The organism is Vibrio sp. Vb0349, assembly GCF_033338975.1.
This window is the reverse complement of record NZ_JAWOTS010000009.1, coordinates 43,987-62,686: the sequence shown is the minus strand read 5'-3', so window position 1 is coordinate 62,686 and position 18,700 is coordinate 43,987. Positions and strand designations below refer to the sequence as shown.

The 18,700-nt window shown below is 45.6% G+C and carries 17 protein-coding genes; 9 read left to right on the top strand and 8 right to left on the bottom strand.

Annotation, left to right across the window (positions count from 1 at the left end; all coding sequences use genetic code 11):
* Nucleotides 1-5: 5 nt before the first annotated feature.
* Nucleotides 6-731, top strand: a complete 726-nt coding sequence (locus R7Q47_RS12345; protein WP_248487639.1) for an ABC transporter ATP-binding protein — start codon at nt 6-8, stop codon at nt 729-731.
* Nucleotides 732-775: 44 nt separating this feature from the next.
* Here the strand turns inward: R7Q47_RS12345 and R7Q47_RS12340 are convergent, their stop codons facing one another.
* Entirely contained in the window at nt 776-1,459 is a 684-nt protein-coding gene (locus tag R7Q47_RS12340; protein WP_248486852.1) for a topoisomerase I, read from the bottom strand.
* Between the two features lie 75 nt (nt 1,460-1,534).
* Nucleotides 1,535-2,452, bottom strand: a complete 918-nt coding sequence (locus R7Q47_RS12335; protein ID WP_005376731.1) for a leukocidin family pore-forming toxin — start codon at nt 2,450-2,452, stop codon at nt 1,535-1,537.
* A 1,100-nt stretch (nt 2,453-3,552) separates the two neighbouring features.
* Here R7Q47_RS12335 and R7Q47_RS12330 point away from each other — a divergent pair.
* Together R7Q47_RS12330 and R7Q47_RS12325 are read left to right on the top strand one after the other, a co-directional pair.
* Nucleotides 3,553-4,527 (top strand): DUF1852 domain-containing protein, encoded by a 975-nt coding sequence (locus tag R7Q47_RS12330; protein WP_017636059.1) that lies wholly within the window; start codon nt 3,553-3,555, stop codon nt 4,525-4,527.
* Between the two features lie 30 nt (nt 4,528-4,557).
* Nucleotides 4,558-5,586, top strand: a complete 1,029-nt coding sequence (locus tag R7Q47_RS12325) for a methionine synthase (protein WP_031780992.1) — start codon at nt 4,558-4,560, stop codon at nt 5,584-5,586.
* Nucleotides 5,587-6,403: 817 nt separating this feature from the next.
* On the opposite strand, the gene R7Q47_RS12320 is transcribed toward R7Q47_RS12325, so the two are convergent.
* Both R7Q47_RS12320 and R7Q47_RS12315 read right to left on the bottom strand, forming a co-directional pair.
* A complete protein-coding gene (locus R7Q47_RS12320) occupies nt 6,404-7,423 on the bottom strand; it encodes a DUF2955 domain-containing protein (RefSeq protein ID WP_248486850.1) in 1,020 nt (339 codons plus the stop codon).
* Between the two features lie 9 nt (nt 7,424-7,432).
* Nucleotides 7,433-8,497 carry an HlyD family secretion protein gene (locus R7Q47_RS12315; RefSeq protein WP_017448397.1) on the bottom strand — a complete coding sequence of 355 codons (1,065 nt, stop codon included), beginning with the start codon at nt 8,495-8,497 and terminating at the stop codon, nt 7,433-7,435.
* A gap of 99 nt (nt 8,498-8,596) precedes the next feature.
* Between R7Q47_RS12315 and R7Q47_RS12310 the strand changes: the two genes are divergently transcribed.
* The gene (locus R7Q47_RS12310; RefSeq protein ID WP_064354154.1) at nt 8,597-9,457 is read left to right on the top strand and encodes a LysR family transcriptional regulator; all 861 of its coding nucleotides are present in this window, start codon (nt 8,597-8,599) and stop codon (nt 9,455-9,457) included.
* A gap of 150 nt (nt 9,458-9,607) precedes the next feature.
* Complete coding sequence (locus R7Q47_RS12305) at nt 9,608-10,150, top strand: isochorismatase family protein (protein ID WP_213903932.1); 543 nt, start codon at nt 9,608-9,610, stop codon at nt 10,148-10,150.
* Between the two features lie 39 nt (nt 10,151-10,189).
* Here R7Q47_RS12305 and R7Q47_RS12300 read toward each other — a convergent pair whose 3' ends face one another.
* Nucleotides 10,190-11,086: a 1-aminocyclopropane-1-carboxylate deaminase/D-cysteine desulfhydrase gene (locus tag R7Q47_RS12300; RefSeq protein WP_213903931.1), complete on the bottom strand. Its 897-nt coding sequence runs from the start codon at nt 11,084-11,086 to the stop codon at nt 10,190-10,192.
* 223 nt (nt 11,087-11,309) lie between these two features.
* Here R7Q47_RS12300 and R7Q47_RS12295 point away from each other — a divergent pair, with 223 nt between their 5' ends.
* On the top strand, nt 11,310-12,548 hold the full coding sequence (locus R7Q47_RS12295; RefSeq protein ID WP_213903930.1) for a leucine-rich repeat-containing protein kinase family protein: 1,239 nt from the start codon (nt 11,310-11,312) through the stop codon (nt 12,546-12,548).
* A 96-nt stretch (nt 12,549-12,644) separates the two neighbouring features.
* Here the strand turns inward: R7Q47_RS12295 and R7Q47_RS12290 are convergent, their stop codons facing one another.
* A complete protein-coding gene (locus R7Q47_RS12290; RefSeq protein WP_041058243.1) occupies nt 12,645-13,943 on the bottom strand; it encodes a sensor histidine kinase in 1,299 nt (432 codons plus the stop codon).
* The gene (locus R7Q47_RS12285) at nt 13,940-14,617 is read right to left on the bottom strand and encodes a response regulator transcription factor (RefSeq protein ID WP_005389368.1); all 678 of its coding nucleotides are present in this window, start codon (nt 14,615-14,617) and stop codon (nt 13,940-13,942) included. Before R7Q47_RS12285 ends, R7Q47_RS12290 begins: the two co-directional genes overlap by 4 nt.
* A gap of 152 nt (nt 14,618-14,769) precedes the next feature.
* On the opposite strand from R7Q47_RS12285, the gene R7Q47_RS12280 reads away from it, so the two are divergent.
* From R7Q47_RS12280 to R7Q47_RS12270, 3 genes are read left to right on the top strand one after another with little or no spacing between them, the layout of a single operon-like run.
* Complete coding sequence (locus tag R7Q47_RS12280) at nt 14,770-15,810, top strand: glycosyltransferase family 2 protein (RefSeq protein ID WP_082240157.1); 1,041 nt, start codon at nt 14,770-14,772, stop codon at nt 15,808-15,810.
* 2 nt (nt 15,811-15,812) lie between these two features.
* On the top strand, nt 15,813-17,219 hold the full coding sequence (locus R7Q47_RS12275; RefSeq protein ID WP_045412049.1) for an ArnT family glycosyltransferase: 1,407 nt from the start codon (nt 15,813-15,815) through the stop codon (nt 17,217-17,219).
* Between the two features lie 4 nt (nt 17,220-17,223).
* On the top strand, nt 17,224-17,622 hold the full coding sequence (locus R7Q47_RS12270; RefSeq protein WP_248486846.1) for a GtrA family protein: 399 nt from the start codon (nt 17,224-17,226) through the stop codon (nt 17,620-17,622).
* A gap of 133 nt (nt 17,623-17,755) precedes the next feature.
* On the opposite strand, the gene R7Q47_RS12265 is transcribed toward R7Q47_RS12270, so the two are convergent.
* Complete coding sequence (locus tag R7Q47_RS12265) at nt 17,756-18,700, bottom strand: hypothetical protein (RefSeq protein WP_213970700.1); 945 nt, start codon at nt 18,698-18,700, stop codon at nt 17,756-17,758.

Here is an 18,700-nt window from a genome sequence, read left to right as displayed (position 1 = left end):
AGAACATGTCGAACAAGCCGCTTGTTGAGCTGACTAACATCTGTAAATACTACTCAAGCGGGGAGGCGGAAGTTCGCGCGCTCGACGGCGTTGACTTAACCATTAATCAAGGCGAGTTTCTTTCGATTCTTGGCCCGTCCGGTTCAGGCAAATCAACGTTGATGAACATGCTCGGCTGTTTAGATAAGCCCACCGATGGCGAGTACCAACTTGGCGGCCAAAACGTCGCAAGTTTAAGTGCGAATGAGCTGGCTGGCATTCGTAACCAAAAGATCGGATTTGTCTTCCAAAGCTTTAACTTATTGGAATACGCGACGGCGCTTGATAACGTGGCACTGCCGTTGGTTTACTCTGGTATCAAAGCCAAAGAACGTCGCCAGCGCGCAGCTAAATTGCTAGAGCAAGTCGGGCTAGGGGATCGTTTAGACCATAAACCAAACCAGCTTTCTGGTGGTCAAAAGCAGAGAGTTGCGATTGCAAGAGCCTTGGTCAACGACCCGCAAATCATCCTAGCTGACGAGCCAACTGGCGCGCTCGATTCAAAATCTGGTGCTGAGATCGAAGCTCTGTTCAACCAACTCCACGCCGAAGGCAGAACATTGATCATCGTGACTCACGATAACGCTCTGGCAGAGCGCACTAAACGCGTCATCACCATCAAAGACGGCAAGGTAATTTCGGATAGAGTGCCGGTAAGTAGGGAGAAATGGCTTTTCTTAATTGAGAACTGAGTTTTAAGGGAAATAGCGATACAGAGGCTATCTCCCTTTACTTTTTATTCGCGATGTTCGTTTTGTCTCTCTTTTATCAAGTCATGCTTTTGTTCTTTAAGTAGAGTGATTGCGAGCTTAGTGTCCTCAATCAATTTACTGTTATCGTTGAGATCGTTGCTCTTCAAAGGCAAAACTAGATAATGAATGCTGCCATCTGCGTTCTGTACTCCGGTAGCGATGATGACATCACCTTCAGACGCCGTACCAAAATACTCTGATACGACTTTGGTTTCGCTGACACCGTAGCTATCCAAATAGGATGACTCCGTATTGTCAAACAAGATAGGAACCCCTTGCTTAGCTAATGTTCGCAATTGTTTTTGCTTTTGCTCGTCGAATGGATAGTCGGTCGTACTGATGTAACTTACCTGTTCAGCTTCAATAAAATCGTACAGTTCATTGCTCAGTTCATTTAATGGGGCAGATATCCAAGGTGTAGCTGGAATGAGGTCGGAAGTATCATCATTGCCACTTTGTGGTGTTGGAGTGGTAACCACCTTTTGAGCAGCATCGCTCTCAGGAGGCGTTACACTTATTGTAGCAGCGTCTTCTGTCTTGATTTGCTCGTCAAGGCTTGCAACAGGTTCGGTCTGGGCATTCTTGTTATTTGAATTAATCAGAAATATGGCGAGTACTGCACCAAGTGCCAGCACCGATCCAGTCAAGAGTTTTTTGTTACTTGTCATGTGTCATGTCTTACCGTTTATTTCATTAGTAAATACGGCGGCCACTTATTTATTCCGTGGCCGCAGGCTAATAAGTTAGTGGTAGAGATCGTCATTCCAAGAGATAGTTACGGCTCGGCTAGTCTCTGTCCATTGACTGCTATCACGATTTTTCTTCCAGGTATTTTCTGGAGTGGTATACCAGCTACACCAGTCGCGACCAAAGTAGTAATTGGTTTTTCGCCAACCAGCAACCAGCTTGACCTCTGATGTATCTAGGCCATCTTGAATGTCATTTTTTCTATATACGACGCCGACTTGTGGTTTAAAATCTGAACGCATAACGACAGGTAACTCATTGTAATCAATCAAATTACCCATGTCACAACTGGTCCAACGATACAATAACCAGTCTTTAGCTGGCGTATTATGGCGGATAGTCTTGTTTTCAATTAACCAATTAATGCTTTCGTTAGCTTGGTTAAAATCGGCAACCGTTTGAAACTCTGGCTGGTCGTACGTTACACGGTTGCTCCAGGAGATTCCCCCACTAATATTTGGAGAAGTAGAAGCACTGAATCCAAGGTTAAAATCTAGCGACTCACTGACAGATGCCGTTGCAATGGTGTTTTCTGGAGCATGGCTCATGTGGCGTAAAGGGGCGCCATTTAAATAGCTCAGTGCCAGCTTAAAAGCCGTTGGAACGGTGTAACGGTAATCTCCCCCAGTGGCAAAACCATAGATTTGTTCTTTGTTTGGAACATTAGTCATGTCGAAGCCAGAGCCGCCATTTAGGATCAACTTAGCTTCTTTAGCGCCATTTGGTAGTAAAGATTGGTTCCAGACATTTTCTAAAGAATAAATTAAGCGGATTTTTTTCGAGCGTGCATCACCATCATCAAGCTGAAGCAACGTCGAAGTGTAAGATTTTAATGTATCTTCAGCATGTGCTGGTGCTAAAGAACCAAGTAAAGCGAGTGCGATAATACTCGCGGAAAGATGCTGTTTTTCCATTATTGTTTCCTATTAGTCAGCCCATAAAGACTTTTGTTTTAAACTATCTTGATGGGCACTTTATAATTATGGACAGGTTATAAATTCAAGCTCAATAAATGAGCGGTGAAATAGTGCATCTTGTTTTTTATTAAAAAAAGAAAAAGGATAGATTCGTGGGATTAATGTCTCATAGTTTTTAAATTCACCTCTCAACTATAATAAATAAGAATTTGGTTATTAAGTCTTGCCTTTTTAAGTTATTGCTTAATTTTAATTTTCTAATGTTATATTGAGATTTTTTATTGATAAAAGTAAATTTTATAAATGTTAGCCATGTTGTTTTTAGGGTTTTTGTTATACCAAACTAAGTAAAGTATCGTTATGTGGTTATCTCGGGTTTATGGGTTTAATTCAAATTAAAACAGTGGTTTATGTTTTTTTTGTTATTGGTTTTTTAGAACTTAATGTAATAGTTGAGTGATAAAGTCCGTCAATGAAGTTGTCATGTTCGTGTATGAAGTTATATGTGCTTTACAGCAGGAAATTAAACTTTACGTTTAAGATGGTAAAGATAGAAAAAGAAATAAATAAGATAATTAAATAATCATGTTTCCGAGAATATAAATGTAACGTACTTCTAATTAAACGAATGCTTGAATAAACGATGGAGTGTGAAAAGTACTATTTAAGTTACGCTGTCCTATATTCCAGTTGGCGTATTGTTTATACAATGCGTTTTCTCGGCTTAAAACTGGTTTACGTACTGCTCATCCCTTATCAGTTTCTTAATTACACATATTGGCAATATGCTCGCCAAGTTACGTGTATTGGTGTCAATGAAAAACAGTATCTACGATAGCTCTCTCAGGGTTGGAACTGCCACTATGAATTTCCTTCATGTTCAATGTGAAACAATACCAATATTACTCAACTCGTGAAGCAAGTATAAAAAAGGACTGCTCTGGTGTTAGGCACTGCGACGGTCGTTTTTTGTACGAACCGTTCGTCGTAAGTGCTGTGCAACCTAACGATTGGGAAAACCAAAAAACAAAAAATGTCCCCATGCACAGAGTTAGGAAAAGTCTGCTTTATCTAAGGAAATAGGATACCAACTCACGATGAATAACGATTTCACATTTGCTATCAAAAGCATTCGCTTTGATGAGAATTACCAACCATCAGACAACACGCGAATCACTACCAACTTTGCTAATCTGGCTCGCGGAAACTACCGCCGAGAGAATCTGCGCAATGCGCTCCGAATGATCGACAATCGTTTTAATGCGTTGGCATATTGGGATAACGCGCAAGGTGACCGCTACTCCGTTGAACTTGAAATCATCTCCGTTGATATGGATATCCAGGGTAGTGGCGAAGCCTTCCCATCGATTGAAGTGCTCAAAACTAACATTGTTGATCACAACACTAACGAGCGCATCGAAGGCATTGTGGGCAATAACTTCTCTTCATACGTTCGTGATTACGACTTTAGCGTTTTGCTGTTGGACCACAACAAAAACCAGCCACAGTTCAGCATCCCAGCGAACTTCGGTGATTTGCATGGCAAACTGTTCAAAGCTTTCGTTAATTCTGAGTCTTATAAACAGCATTTCAAAAAGCTGCCAGTGATTTGTCTGAGTGTATCGGACAACAAGGTATATCGACGCACCGAAAACCAACATCCTGTTTTGGGCTTTGAATATCAGCCGAACGAATCTTCGTTGACGGAGCAATACTTCAAAAAGATGGGCTTACAGGTGCGCTACTTTATGCCGCCAAACAGTGTTGCACCATTGGCATTCTACTTCTTCGGTGACTTGTTGAACGATTATTCAAACCTAGAGCTTATCAGCACGATAAGCACGATGGAGACATTCCAGAAGATTTACCGACCTGAGATTTACAATGCCAACGCGGTTGCCGGTAATTGCTACCAGCCAAACTTAAAAAACCTAGACCACTCGCTAACTCAAATCGTTTACGACCGAGAAGAGCGCAGCCAACTGGCGATTGAACAAGGGAAATTTGCCGAGGAGCATTTCATCAAACCTTATCAATCTGTGCTTGAACAATGGTCTGCAAACTACGCGTAACCGACAACGAGAATCTAGAAAGGAATGACGATGAAAACACTATTACCGACTTCAACGGCTGGCAGCTTGCCGAAACCTTCTTGGCTAGCGGAACCAGAAAAACTTTGGTCACCGTGGAAACTACAAGGTGAAGAACTGATTGATGGCAAACGCGATGCGCTACGTGTCGCTTTGCAAGAACAAGAACTGGCAGGCGTTGATATCGTCAGTGATGGCGAGCAAACTCGCCAACATTTTGTGACGACCTTTATTGAGCATTTAAGCGGCGTAGATTTTGAAAACCGTAAAACGGTGACCATTCGCAACCGTTATGAAGCAAGTGTTCCGACGGTGGTTGGCCCAGTAAGCCGCACAAAGCCCGTGTTTGTTGAAGATGCCAAGTTCTTACGTCAGCAAACTAAGCAACCTATAAAGTGGGCGCTGCCAGGCCCTATGACGATGATCGACACACTATATGATGATCATTACGGTAGCCGTGAAAAGCTGGCTTGGGAATTTGCAAAGATCCTCAACCAAGAAGCGAAAGAGCTTGAAGCGGCAGGTGTCGATATCATTCAGTTTGATGAGCCTGCGTTCAATGTGTTCTTCGATGATGTGAACGAGTGGGGTATTGCATGTTTAGAGCGTGCGATTGAAGGGCTGAAATGTGAAACTGCAGTGCACATCTGCTATGGCTACGGCATCAAAGCGAACACAGATTGGAAGCAAACGCTAGGCACTGAATGGCGACAATACGAAGAAGTATTCCCTAAATTGCAGCAGTCAAATATCGATATTATCTCGCTTGAGTGTCATAACTCACGAGTGCCTATTGAGTTACTTGAGTTGATTCGTGGTAAGAAAGTGATGGTTGGTGCGATTGACGTTGCTACCAACGAAATTGAAACACCAGAAGAAGTGGCGAACACACTGCGAGAGGCGTTGAAGTACGTTGATGCCGACAAGCTTTACCCATGTACCAACTGCGGTATGGCGCCTTTGTCTCGTGAAGTATCGACCGCTAAGCTCAATGCGTTAAGTGCGGGTGCGGAGATCATTCGTAAAGAGTTGGTGGGTTGATATTAATACTTAGGCTCCGCACCATGAACTAAAGTTAGAGTCATTCCAGCGAGTTTAAACGAGGCTAGGAGTCTGATTACAGCTCGCTAGGAAATAGCGATAACTCTCGCACTTCAAAGCACTCGGTGGGTAGATCCTGAATCACGTTCGTCCCTCGCTGTTCAGGATGACGGATGTTGGAAAATGCATTGCTCGCCACAACCCCAGGTATTGGAGCAGTTCCAAGATAGGGTCATTCCAGCGAGTCTAGACGAGACTAGGAATCGGGTTACTGCTCGCTAGGAAATGACGATAACTTTCGCACTTCAAAGCACTCGGTGGGTAGCTCCTGAATCACGCTCGTCCCTCGTTGTTCAGGATGACGGATGTTGGAAGATACATTGCTCGTCACCCACCAGGTATTAGAGCAGCTCCAAGGTAGGGTCATTCCAGCGAGTCTAGACGAGACTAGGAACCGGGTTACAGCTCGCTAGGAAATGGCGATAACTTTCGTACTTCAAAGCACGTGGTTAGTAGGTCCTGAATCACGCTCGTCCCTCGCTGTTCAGGATGACGGATGTTGGAAGATACATTGCTCGCCACAACCCTAGGTATTGGATCTGCTCCAAGAGAGGGTCATTCCAGCGAGTCTAGACGAGACTAGGAATCTACTAACAACTCACTGGAAAATGGCGATAACCTCAGAACTTCACAGCACTCGGTGAGTAGATCCTGAACCACGCTCGTTCCTCGATGTTCAGGGTGACCGTTTTAAATAAAAATGCCGCTCACAGTAAAGTGAGCGGCATACATTTCCCGTTTCCAGCCTCGGCCAGGTTTAATTCAACTCCACGTTCTTCATCTCAGGATGCTTTAGCAACATCACACGAATCCAGTGATGCACCACCCACATCACCATTGCGGTGAGCAGAACCGCGACGAAAATCGAGCTGAAACGGTACAAGATCGAAAAGAACGCGTCTTTTTGTTCTGGCACCAATGAGGTCGTCAGCGGAACCGATAGGGCAGACATGGCAGAAAACGCGATAGCCGCTTTAATTTGCCCCTTGGTGAGCCACAAGCAGAATGGCCCCATCGCAATGGTAAAGGCGAGCCAAAAGAGTAGCCCATGCCCATACCAACTGCCCAATATCAGCTGAACAGCCATCCCTGCGATGCAGCCTAGTGCGGTGCCGATGATGCGAATTTTTGCCATGGCGAGCGAGCCCGCTAAAGTCATTGGGGTTAGGATGATCAAAATGGAAGCTTGTGCGGATAGCGAGTCATATAAGTCTGCTACTTGGAATACGATAAATGCCGCCATCGCCAATACCCAACCCATGGCAACTTGGCTGATGTAGTCAATATCGCTTTTCACTGGGGTCGACATCTCAATGTGCTCGGTGGGGGACTTTGGCTCAGGGAAGAACCAATACGCGAATGCGCAAACAAAAATATTGCTGAACGCCATCACCCACATGTTGACATTGAACTCTTCAATATCCATGAAGTTATAGCTGGCAAAATTCAACACAATTGAACCCACTAACAGCCCCATGTAACCAAACAAATAGGTTTTCTGGTTCATCATTGCAATGCACTTGAACAGCATCATGATTCCGACGGCTACGGTCATTAATGTTGGATGAAACTGCAAGTATTCCAGCAAAAATGTGGCTTGTATGGTTGTCCACACCGCAGAGAAAAACACGATCAATAAAGCCGAAAGATTAAAGTTGTCCATTCTGCCCAATATAAACAGCGGCATCATGATGGCAAAAAATCCGTAAGACCAACCGAAGATCATGCTTAGCGCGAGCCCTAAAGAGCAGCCGAACCAAATTCGTAAGGTTTTCATTGTCGCCGCCTAGTAAATGAAGTGGAACCAGCTTGCGAGGTGAATCTGTGCTTGCGCCATCCACTGCCAGAAAATGCTGTTGTCTGGGTATAAAACAATGGTAGCGCGAGAGCCGACAAACAGTGCTGGTGGTAACTCTTCGCTGCTGGTTAGGTTCACTCGTGTACGCTGTGCATCACGTACCCAGCGGTTGTTCACTTCTACTTTGGTTAGTGCGCCATTAGGCGTTTGTTGTGCGGCTGCTACACCGTAATCGCGGCTAGCTAAATCAAAGTCGTACACTGAACCTGGGTTGGCATCAAATGTGACCAAGGCGTGGAAAGTCTTGTCTACGTTCGCGACGGATTTTTCACGAAAATCAGCGGCTACCCAAAGTGATCCTGTTGGTACAAATGTCAGCAATGGCATGTTGGTGTTTGCCATCGTGCCAACTTCTAGTTGCAGGTTGGTCACGACACCATCACTGGGAGCGAGTACCGCGGTATTTGCCAAATCAAGTTGCGCCTTTTCGATGCCATTTTTGGCAATTCGAACGGCAGTGCTTTGACCTTTTTGATCGCCTAATTGCGCCTCAATGACTTTTAAGTTTTGTCGTTCCGCTTTAAGCGCTGCACGTGATACCTGATTTTGGGCAAAGGCATTATCGAGTGTCGATTGAGAGATGACTTTCTGCTTCGATAACGTCAGTAAGCGGTTGTATTCGCGGTGTGCATTATCAAATGTCGCTTGTGCGCGGGCAATATTGGCAAGAGCGGCTTCGCGTTGAGAATACAGTGTTGCTTCTTTTTCATAAGCGGATTGCAGAGACAGCTCCGCCTGTTCAAGTGCTATCTTGTATTTACGATCATCAATCGTAAACAACACATCGCCTTTTTGAACGGACTGGTTATTCTCGATGAGAACGTCGGTCACTTTACCAGATACCTCGGGTGCGACTTGGACAACGTATCCTTGCACTCGTCCTTCGGTCGTTAAGGGGGCGTGGCGGTCAGCAATGATAATGTACAAAAATAGTACGATGAACAGGACAATCAAAGTTCGCATCCAGTGTTTGAATTTTTGGTCAGCCGTCATTACAAGTTCCATTAAACATATTGGATAGCGGATTATAGAGAAGTCACTCACAATTCAGTAGAATGATAATACGAACATAAATGACCTAAAAATAGGACAATGAACGTTAATTTTGATGATATTTACCTATTCACTCAGACGGTGGTTCACGGCGGTATAAGTGCAGCGGCAGAGGCGAATCAACTACAACGCTCAAAAGTGAGTCGTCGTCTGCAAGAATTAGAGAAATCGCTCGGGGTACAGCTTTTGATCCGCACAACACGCAGCATTGAGTTGACGGAGCACGGGAAACGCTTGTTTGAGTTGGTGGGGCAGCCTATTGACCATATTCAGCAAGGTTTAAATGCCATGCACGAATATCAACAAGAGCTGACGGGCAAGGTGCGTTTAGCCATTCCTTCCGCATTGATGAGCTCTGCCGCGTTTAACGCGATCATCACCGAGTACACAACGCGGTATCCGGATATTTCGGTCGAGATTGAAAACCATCAAGAGAGTGTCGATCTCAAGCGTCAATCGTTTGATTTGCAGCTTCTTCCGAGCGTGGTCAAAGTCACCGATGACAGCTATGTGCAGTTCAGTCTTTTGCCTTATCGTAGTCACTTTGTTGCGTCAAAAGCCTATCTAGAATCGCATCCGCCAGTAAAAACGGTGGAAGATCTTAAGCAGCATCGCCTTTTAACTAATCGTTACAATGCTGATTTGCTCGATTCAGATCTGCATGTGGCGTTGCGCTCGGACGACCTCAACTTGCTGCGCTCGATGGCGATAGCAGGAAACGGCATCGCGTTTATTCCACAAATTCATTCCAAGCCTGCATTGCGAGATGGTTTGTTGGTCGAGGTGCTGCCTCAATTTGCGCATCCGAAGCAGCATCTTACTCTGATTTATCCCTCGGCCTTATTTCTGCCCAATAAAGTCAAAGCCTTGATTGAACTAATTCGAGAGAAATTTAAATAGTCAGTTCAAACCACCCTTACCTAAGGGCAAATGTGTGAGCGAAGGTCATCTTTCTAGGTTTTAGTGCTCTAGCATGAAAGGATTCTGATACATTAACTTTTGCTCAACTTGTTGAGTATGGTTTGTGGTCGCACAAGATAGGAGATGGAAATGTTATCGAAAGGAAACACGGGCCTGATTGTGGTGGATGTTCAGGGCAAACTCGCTACATTAATGCATGAAAGTGACGCTCTGATTGAAAATATCACGAAACTGGTAAAGGGCGCCAAAGCACTAGATTTGCCTATTCTGTGGCTAGAACAGAATCCAGAAAAATTGGGCCCAACCGCGGAGCCGATTCGTGAAGTGCTAGAAAGCACACATTTACCTATTACCAAGTACACGTTTGATGGTTGTAAAGAGGCGACGTTTAAGGTCGCGGTGGAGAACGCGAAAGTTGATGCCTGGTTGGTTTGCGGTATTGAATCCCACATTTGCGTCTATCAAACCGCGGTTTCTCTGCGTCAGTCCGGTTATCGCGTTGAATTAGTCACAGATTGTGTATCTTCCCGAACCGCTGCCAATAAAGCGCTCGCTCTTGCGAAGTTAACCGCAAACGGTGTGGTGCTCACTGGGTTAGAAATGTGTTTGTATGAAATGGTCGAAGATTGCCGAGTACCTGAATTCAAAGAAATTCTGGCGCTCATCAAATAGTGGAATCACTGTAATCAGCAACAACTTTATTTGAACACGCTATTCAAATTCTCGTTGATATCTTGGTAACATCGACTCGTTGCCAAGTAACCCGCCTTGGTGAATGTAAATCACCGTTTTATCTGTGTTCTCTTCGAACCAAGGTGTTAGGCATTGCCACATATACGGGTCGTATAACAGGTCAAATTCGAGGTCGGTTTGCTCAAAGAGTGCTTTCCATGTGATGTAATCTTCTTCGTACAAGCGACCAAAATGGTGTTTGTTACGGATGGTTAAAATGGTTGGGTGGCTGTTTTCACAGAGCTGGTTGAACTGCTCAGTTAAGTAATCTGCATCGCCTACGCAAGGGCAAGTTAGCACTTCTATGCCGTGTGGGCTTAAATGTTTATGAAGATATAAAGCGGTCGTGCCAGTGCCTGATGGCAGGGCGACGGTAAACTGTTCTTTACCTCTCAATCGCGTCCAATCAAGAATTTCTCGTGCTAACTGTTTGATGCCAGCTTCAGCGAGGTGGGAACGTCCACCTTCTGGAATAAGCAATGTCGACTCATCTAATCTTCGTACCTGGTGGATGTATTCACTAGGGTGGAGTTCGCTACCGATGTCTTGCATGGCGGTGATTTTCATACCCAAATCGAGAGCGCCGCGATAGTTTCCGATGGGGGAGCTTTTTAGCCAAGATGGAATGTGATGAACATAAAACTCAAATGCCCAACCTTTAATCTGGGCGAGAGCCGCTAGCGAGTACATGGCATTAGATTGAGCGGAGCCAAAGCTTATTAACGTGGTGATGTCGCTGTTCTGCGTTTCCATCAACGCCATAAACTTACGTGCCTTGTTCCCAGAAAAGTGAGAATGCAGCATGTCATCACGCTTAAGGAAAAACGTATGACCGTTGAAGTTGTGTTGAGTTATCGGGCTTTCAGAGAGTTTCATGCTACTGCTGACGTGTCCAACCACGCGACCTTGCCGTTAAAAAGGGCGCGTAGTGTAACGCCATTAAACCCAGATAAAAAGTCTGGGTTTCAGTACAACCATTTCGGTTATTCCTGATGTTTTGGCCGCTTTGGTTTCAGGGGATTCAATTCCATGGCTCGCCTTTCTGTCTCAAGCCAAGTAGACTACGCCGCTTATTTCAACTCAATCAGAAGGCTTGGTTTTGCAAACTCTAGAACAATTAAAAACAGGACAATTAGTAGGAACGAAACAACTGAAGTTGGCGGAAGGGCTAACTGAGTTTCCTATGGAAATTTTAGAGCTTGCAGAAACGCTTGAAGTGTTAGATTTATCTGGTAACGCACTGTCAGATTTGCCACAAGAACTGGAACAGCTGACCAAGCTAAAAATCATCTTTGCTTCCAACAACCAGTTCACCCATCTGCCAGAGGTCTTGGGTAAATTGCCAAACCTTGAGATGGTTGGGTTTAAAACCAACAAGATTAAAGTGGTGAGTGAAGCCTCACTACCAACTCAGTTACGTTGGTTGATTCTGACCGACAACGAGATTGAAGTTCTGCCAAACAGTCTGGGTGAAAGACCACGCCTAAGAAAGCTTGCATTGGCGGGCAATCGCATCAAACAACTGCCAAACAGCATGGAAAACTTGGTCAATTTAGAATTGATTCGTTTATCTGCGAACCAGTTAGAGCACTTCCCGGATGTGTTGATGAAGCTGCCTAAATTGGCATGGTTTGCTTTCGCAGGTAACCCATTCTGCAAACACCCATCTTCGTTAGACAGTGTGCCGAAAGTGACGACAAACAGTTACTCGCTTAATCATGTTCTTGGCCAAGGTGCGAGTGGTGTGATTTCTCATGCTAACTGGACTGACGCTCAATATGACTTCCCGAACGAAGTGGCGGTGAAAGTGTTCAAGGGCGAAGTGACCAGTGACGGTTACCCACATGATGAACTTGAAGCATGTTTACAAGCCGGGCATCACAACAACTTGGTGAAATCCATAGCGCAAGTAGACGATGGTAATGAGCTTGCTTTGGTGATGGAGCTGATCCCAAACAGTTACTACAACTTAGGTTTACCGCCAACGTTGGAAACCTGTACCCGAGATACGTTCCCACAAGGGTTTACGCTGACGGTCGAGCAAGTGAATTCTATCGTTGAGCAAGTGGTGGATGTGTTTAATCACCTGCACGACAACAAGGTGTGCCATGGTGATTTGTATGCGCACAATACTTTGGTGAATGAGCAAGGTGAGATGATCTTCGGCGACTTTGGCGCGGCAAGCATTTACGGCTATTTATCGGACGAGCAGCAAGCGGCAATCCGAACCATTGAATCGAGAGCGTTGAAGTTCTTTATCGAAGATATGTTTTCTGTGTGTGAGGCGTCGGAGTCGGCATCGCAAGCATTCAATCGACTAGCAGCACTTGCAGCATAAGATTTCATACAATTGAAATTAGAAAGAGGTATCGAATTGCTCGTTTTAATACTGAGCAAAGTCGATACCTCTCAATTGAATTAGGCGCTGGGGAAGTTACTCTGAGCAAGCCTCTTGATGCTCTGACGCAAGATCAATTACTGCCTCACAACCACCTTCTGGATGTGTACCAATCTTAAATTGCCAGCCATAGCGTTGGCACAAATCGTCCACAATCATCAAACCTAATCCGTGCCCATCAGAATGTGGAATGGTCGAAAAGCCTTCACCTTCATCGCGCACCGAGATGGTGTTTTCATCCATATTGATATGAATTGATCCCGAAGGTGTCGCAGCGATGCCGTTGCGAATCAGGTTGCCAAGAATAATGGTCAACACGGCATTGGTCGCGCGCGTTCTAGGGTTGCCGTCGATCTGTACATCAAAGCTGAGTGCTTTCTCATCCGCCTGAGCTTGGCTTTGGAAGATGATTTGGTTGAGTTCTTCTTCGGTGATGCTGCGCACTGGTGAATCATCTGCATTACGCTCGTAACGCACTAAGCCGAGTAGGGCATCTACCATGGTCGACATCTGCTGCGTTGCATCTTGAATTCGGTTCACTTGGCGGGTTTGGAAATCCGTGTTCGCACTTCTCGCCAGTAAGCTGCTTGAGCCTTTCATCACGGTTAATGGTGTACGCAGTTCATGGCTTGCGTATCGTGCAAAGGCCTGCTCGCGCTTGATGACTTGGTTGATTTTGTGGCGGTACTCATTCAACTCATCCGCAAGGGTTTGGAACTCTTTGGCCGAGCCCTCAGGCACACTAAAAGTTTGCGTGGCATCTCCTTGGTGATGGTCGAGTTGGGTTTTAAGCGCATTGACGGGTTCAATCAAGCGCTGTGATAAGCGCAGCAGCAGACTGCCAAACAGGAACACCAGCACGGCGACAATGGACAGCACCATAGCAACGACGAGAATGAATTCCTCTGAGGTGATCTCTATTTCATCAATCAAGGAAACCAGAATAACGGGATGTTCAACGCCTTTGTAGGTGTAGGTGCTCATGTAAACCATGCGCGAGTATTCACCGTCTTCTACTTCATCAAGAAAGTGCTTTTGACCAATCAGGTATTTTTGGTAGCGCTCGGCAACCAGTGAGATGTCGTTGTAAGCGGTGGTGAGCAGATCAAGCTGAATACTGCCTTGCTCTGGGTGGGACTGGAAATGTTCAATCGCTTCTTTTTTGTCGACCATAATACGACGCTCGCCCACGCGGTCTTCAGACCAAAGCAGGGAGCCGGTAATCAACAAAAAGCAGAAGATGCCAATCACGACCGACACAAAAGAGAAAAACAGAGCGAGTCGCCCTGTCATACTTTGTGTGCTTTGCGTGCTAGCCAGTAAGCGATTGATCATGCACCAGTCTCCAAGCGGAAGCCAACTTTCGGTACGGTGATAAGCACATGCTGTTCAAATGGCTTATCAAGTTGGTTGCGAAGTTGGTAAATGTGGCTGCGCAGAACGTCGTTGTTCGGCTCGTTCTCTTGCCAAAGTTGGAAGGCGATTTCTTCACGTGTTACTACGTCTGGCGCGCTTTTCACAAGCATTTCCAGAATGGTGTAAGTGGTGGGGTTTAGCGCCAGCAGTTTATCTTGGCGGTAAGCTTTACGCGTTTTTTGGTCGATAGAGACTTCGCCGTATTCCAACTTACTCGACGCGACAGTACCACGGTAACGTCGGATCAGCGCCATCATACGCGCTTCTAGAATATCCAAGTCGAAAGGTTTGGTCAGATAGTCATCCGCACCGTGTTGGAAGCCTTTGAGCATATCGTCACGGCTATCAAGTGCAGTCAGCATAAGCACTGGTGTGTTGTTGCCCGCGTCGCGAAGTTTATTACACATGGTCAGGCCATCCATGCGTGGCAGCATGAGGTCGAGCAAGATGATGTCGAAGGTGTTTTCCATCGCCAGTTTCAAGCCGAGCTCGCCGTTGTCTGCATAATCGAGTTCCATACCTGCACACTCAAAATAATCGAACAGCATGCCTGCGATTTCTCGATTATCTTCGACTAAAAGTACGCGTTTCATGTATTTCTCTCCAAGTGGGCGGGTTTTCGAAAATAAGACTTCGTCTTAACCGAACATTATTCACTAAGAACGTGAAAAAGATGTCAACAACATCTCTTTCACATTGATGTTTGTAGACTGGATTCATTCATCGGATTTAGTGGAAGAGTAGCATGTCAACCTTCAACATTCACGCTGCAACCTTTTCAAAGGTGAGCCAACACACTGAGCCTAAAACAGTTTTGTCTGTTGTGGTGCCATTCTTTAACGAGCAAGAAGTCTTGTCTGAATTTCATCGTCGTTTAGCCGCCGTTTTGGATGAAATGCCAGAACGCTGCGAAATCGTCTATGTGGACGACGGCAGCAAAGACGACAGCCTAATGATCGCGCAAAACTTTTCTCAATCTTCTAGCGACGTTCGTTGTATTGCACTAAGCCGTAACTTCGGCAAAGAGTCCGCCATGAGTGCGGGGCTGGAACACTGTCAAGGTGAAGCGGTGATCGTGATTGATGCTGACTTGCAAGACCCGCCGGAGTTGATCCCGCAAATGGTATCAAAATGGCGTGAAGGGTATGACGTAGTGAACATGCAGCGCAGTGAACGCCACGGTGAAACTTGGTTCAAACGCTTCTCGGCCGCTTGCTTTTACAAAGTGCTTAATAGCATGGCGAAATTGGATGTGCCGGAGAACGTGGGCGATTTCCGTCTACTGAGCGCAAAAGTGGTTAAACACATCAATGCGTTGCCAGAGCGTAACCGATACATGAAAGGCATTTTCTCTTGGCCGGGTTTCAAGCAAGTGACGGTTCAATTTGAGCGTGACGCTCGTTTCTGTGGTGAAACCAAATGGAACTACCTCAAGCTGATTGGCCTTGCAATGGACGGCATCACCTCGTTTTCCATTCGTCCTTTGCGTTTAGCGACACTTGCCGGTGCATTGGTGGCGTTCAGTGCCTTTATCTATGGCGCATTCATAGTGATGAAAACTGTTGTGTTTGGTGAGCCTGTCACTGGCTACCCATCCATGATGGTCGTCCAACTTGCCTTGGGCGGTGTGCAACTGCTGTCGATTGGCCTTTTGGGCGAATACATTGGCCGCATTTTTGTCGAGACCAAGCAACGTCCTCTTTATCTTGTTCAGTCTGTTTACGAGCAGCCTGCAAAACATCAATCCATCCAAACCATGAAGTTTAAATTGGGAGAAACCGCGTAATCATGAGTATTAATAAAACCCATCTGTGGTTGTTGTTGGCGTTTGCTCTTTTACTCCGTCTTATTTCACTTGCCGCTTACCCTTTGATGGACACCACGGAAGCCCGCTACGGCGAAATGGCGCGCTTAATGGTGGAAACCGGCAATTGGCTTACCCCACAGTTTGATTACGGCGTGCCTTTCTGGGGGAAGCCCCCCCTGTTCACTTGGATGAGTGCTTACGGCATTGAGCTGTTTGGATTGAATGAATTTGCAGTGCGCGCGCCTCATTGGTTAGCGGGTGTTGCGACGATTGTTTTTGTTGCTTTCATGGCGCATCGCGCTGGCTTTAATGCAGTCATCGCAGCGTTGGTACTGGCGACGTGTGGCATCTTTTCAATTGCGGCGGGTGCGGTGATGACAGACATGGCACTGACGTTGGCAATGACGATGGCGATGGTTGGTTTTTACTATTGCTGGCTCGGCAAAGACAAACACAGCCGACTGTGGGGTTACCTCGGTTTCTTTGGCTTGGCTTGCGGGCTGTTAGCGAAAGGTCCAGTGGCGATCGTGATCATGGGCATCGCAGTATTTCCTTGGCTCGTGATTCAGCATGGTTTCTTTGGTGCCTTCAAAGCCTTGTGGCAGCGTTTTCCAATTGTATCGGGGTTGGCGCTCATGCTGGCGATTGCTCTACCTTGGTACATAATGGCTGAAATGGCGACGCCTGGATTTATTGATTACTTCATTGTTGGCGAGCACTTTAAGCGTTTTGTTGTCAGCGGTTGGGAAGGGGACCTGTATGGTTCTGCTCATGATCAACCACGTGGGATGATCTGGGTATTCTGGCTACAGTCGGCTGCGCCTTGGTCAATTGTATTGCCTATCTTGGCATGGAAACGTCGTAAGGTACTCAAAGCCATTGAAACCGATCATCAAGGTTTATTTAGCTTCCTGATGTGTTGGCTGATTTCTCCAATGATCTTGTTCACCATGGCTGGGAATATTTTGCCTGCTTACGTGCTACCGGGTGTGCCTGCATTAGGTATCTTGATTGCGATGCTGGTGGATAAACACGATTTCAAATGGCTGACCGGAACGGCAGCGGTGTTGCCAGCCCTGCTTATGATTGCGATGTTGGTTTTGAATATGGGCAAAGCAGATAGTCGCAGCGACCGCATAATCTTCGCGCAAATTAATGACAACGCTCCGGTCTTTTATATTGGTAAGCGCCCGTTCTCAGGCCAGTTCTATAGTCATGGTCAGGCGAAAAAGCTTGAAGACAAGAATGACTTAAACAATCTGAAGAAATTCCACCTGATTGGTAAATCGCAGCAAGTGGATAGCATGATTCATGAAAATGCGTTGAGTTGTACCAATGAGTTCACAGCAAAATCGAAACGCTCACTCTACACTTGTGTGGTTGGGTAACGGAATGCGCAAATTAACAAAGTTTGCTTCGTTAACAAGGTTTGCTCTGGTAGGTGGTGTCGGCTTTATGGTCGACACCCTTATCTTTTCTGTGTTGTTCCATTGGTTTGGTCTGGAGCTGATGCTGGCTCGTGGGATAGCATTTTTGTTTGCAGCAACCACGACTTGGCTTGGCAATCGCTGGCTGACTTTCTCTCAAGCAGAAAAAACCAACCCTTTCGCTCAATGGCAAAAATTTATGGCGAGTGCCTGTATCAGTGCTTTGCCGAACTTTATTGTGTTCAAAGGCGTAACGCTCGCGCTAGGAACGCAAGGAGTGATGGTCTATTTGGCTTTGAGCTTAGGCATATTGGCAGGCATGGTGAGCAATTATTTGCTCAGTGCAAAATGGGTGTTTAGTTGAGGATAGAAAGGTTCGGGCTTACTATCCTATCCTCGAGTTAAAAATTCGTTATTTGAACCAATTTTTCTTTTTGTACATCAGAGTAAACCTAAAGCTTTTCATGGGGTATGTAAAAAGGTAAATAAGCCAAGGTTTATACCTTGGCTGCCGTTAGTTCAGATTTTGATTGTTCGATTTCAAACTCGGTTTGCCACTTGCCGTTGTAAAGATACTTACACTCTGGGAGTGGCGCTTTCGCATCCCTTAAATCAAACACTTCATTGGTAGGGTATTCTCGATAATAAGCGGGAGTCGTAAAAAGTCTAGGTTCAGGCTTCGCTTCAAACAGATTTTTATGATCATTGACCTCTTTACAATCCAGTTTGTAGACCTCTGACAGTTGCGTGACCATGGATTCTAATTCCGCTTCATTTTTAAAGAAAATGTAACAATAAAATCGTCCCTGTGAGCGAAAAGTAATCTCCTGAGCAGTATCTTGGTATTCGCACCTGTCATACTTAAAAAAGAACTTAATTACTTTCCTTTTCTTATTATAATCAGCAAAGAGCCAGTCTTCACGTTCTCCGACCCTCACTTCTGTTGGTTCATCAGGCTGACGTTTAAGCATTTTAAAGGAGACTAATATAAAAGCACCAGCGCCTGCTAACGCCATCGGGCCAACCACCGCAACCATCACCACACACACCACAGCACCTATCCAGCCAACGGCTTGCGTGGCGGTATTCACCCAGTTAGGCATGTTGCGACGTTTCTTCATCACAAAGCCTTTGTCAGAAAAAATATAGTCATAGCGATAGTCGAGGCCAATCGTAAGGTAAAAGGCTCCAGACACCATCACCGACAAAATAAAAGAAAAAATAGTTACGTCAACCGTGTCACTCGTGTGTATAAACAAAGTTAATAGGAATGGGGCGATCACAAATGGAAGCGCAAAAAGTTTAAAGTAATAGCGAAATGGTTCCTCTACATCATACTTATGCCATGTTCTGACGTTATCGCCTGCGAGTATTTCTTGCTCTTGTGCCTCTTGATAAACTGCCAACTCTTCTGGGGTGATGTAAAATGGTGAATATGCCAA

What these genes read in the sequence shown, in the direction of transcription:
- R7Q47_RS12330 (WP_017636059.1), top strand. Translation starts at nt 3,553, where the DNA reads ATGAATAACGATTTCACATTTGCTATCAAAAGCATTCGCTTTGATGAG.
- R7Q47_RS12290 (WP_041058243.1), bottom strand. Translation starts at nt 13,943, where the DNA reads ATGATCAATCGCTTACTGGCTAGCACGCAAAGCACACAAAGTATGACA.
- R7Q47_RS12280 (WP_082240157.1), top strand. Translation starts at nt 14,770, where the DNA reads ATGTCAACCTTCAACATTCACGCTGCAACCTTTTCAAAGGTGAGCCAA.
- R7Q47_RS12270 (WP_248486846.1), top strand. Translation starts at nt 17,224, where the DNA reads ATGCGCAAATTAACAAAGTTTGCTTCGTTAACAAGGTTTGCTCTGGTA.
- R7Q47_RS12285 (WP_005389368.1), bottom strand. Translation starts at nt 14,617, where the DNA reads ATGAAACGCGTACTTTTAGTCGAAGATAATCGAGAAATCGCAGGCATG.
- R7Q47_RS12300 (WP_213903931.1), bottom strand. Translation starts at nt 11,086, where the DNA reads ATGAAACTCTCTGAAAGCCCGATAACTCAACACAACTTCAACGGTCAT.
- R7Q47_RS12310 (WP_064354154.1), top strand. Translation starts at nt 8,597, where the DNA reads ATGAACGTTAATTTTGATGATATTTACCTATTCACTCAGACGGTGGTT.
- R7Q47_RS12340 (WP_248486852.1), bottom strand. Translation starts at nt 1,459, where the DNA reads ATGACAAGTAACAAAAAACTCTTGACTGGATCGGTGCTGGCACTTGGT.
- R7Q47_RS12335 (WP_005376731.1), bottom strand. Translation starts at nt 2,452, where the DNA reads ATGGAAAAACAGCATCTTTCCGCGAGTATTATCGCACTCGCTTTACTT.
- R7Q47_RS12315 (WP_017448397.1), bottom strand. Translation starts at nt 8,497, where the DNA reads ATGACGGCTGACCAAAAATTCAAACACTGGATGCGAACTTTGATTGTC.
- R7Q47_RS12320 (WP_248486850.1), bottom strand. Translation starts at nt 7,423, where the DNA reads ATGAAAACCTTACGAATTTGGTTCGGCTGCTCTTTAGGGCTCGCGCTA.
- R7Q47_RS12325 (WP_031780992.1), top strand. Translation starts at nt 4,558, where the DNA reads ATGAAAACACTATTACCGACTTCAACGGCTGGCAGCTTGCCGAAACCT.
- R7Q47_RS12275 (WP_045412049.1), top strand. Translation starts at nt 15,813, where the DNA reads ATGAGTATTAATAAAACCCATCTGTGGTTGTTGTTGGCGTTTGCTCTT.
- R7Q47_RS12305 (WP_213903932.1), top strand. Translation starts at nt 9,608, where the DNA reads ATGTTATCGAAAGGAAACACGGGCCTGATTGTGGTGGATGTTCAGGGC.
- R7Q47_RS12345 (WP_248487639.1), top strand. Translation starts at nt 6, where the DNA reads ATGTCGAACAAGCCGCTTGTTGAGCTGACTAACATCTGTAAATACTAC.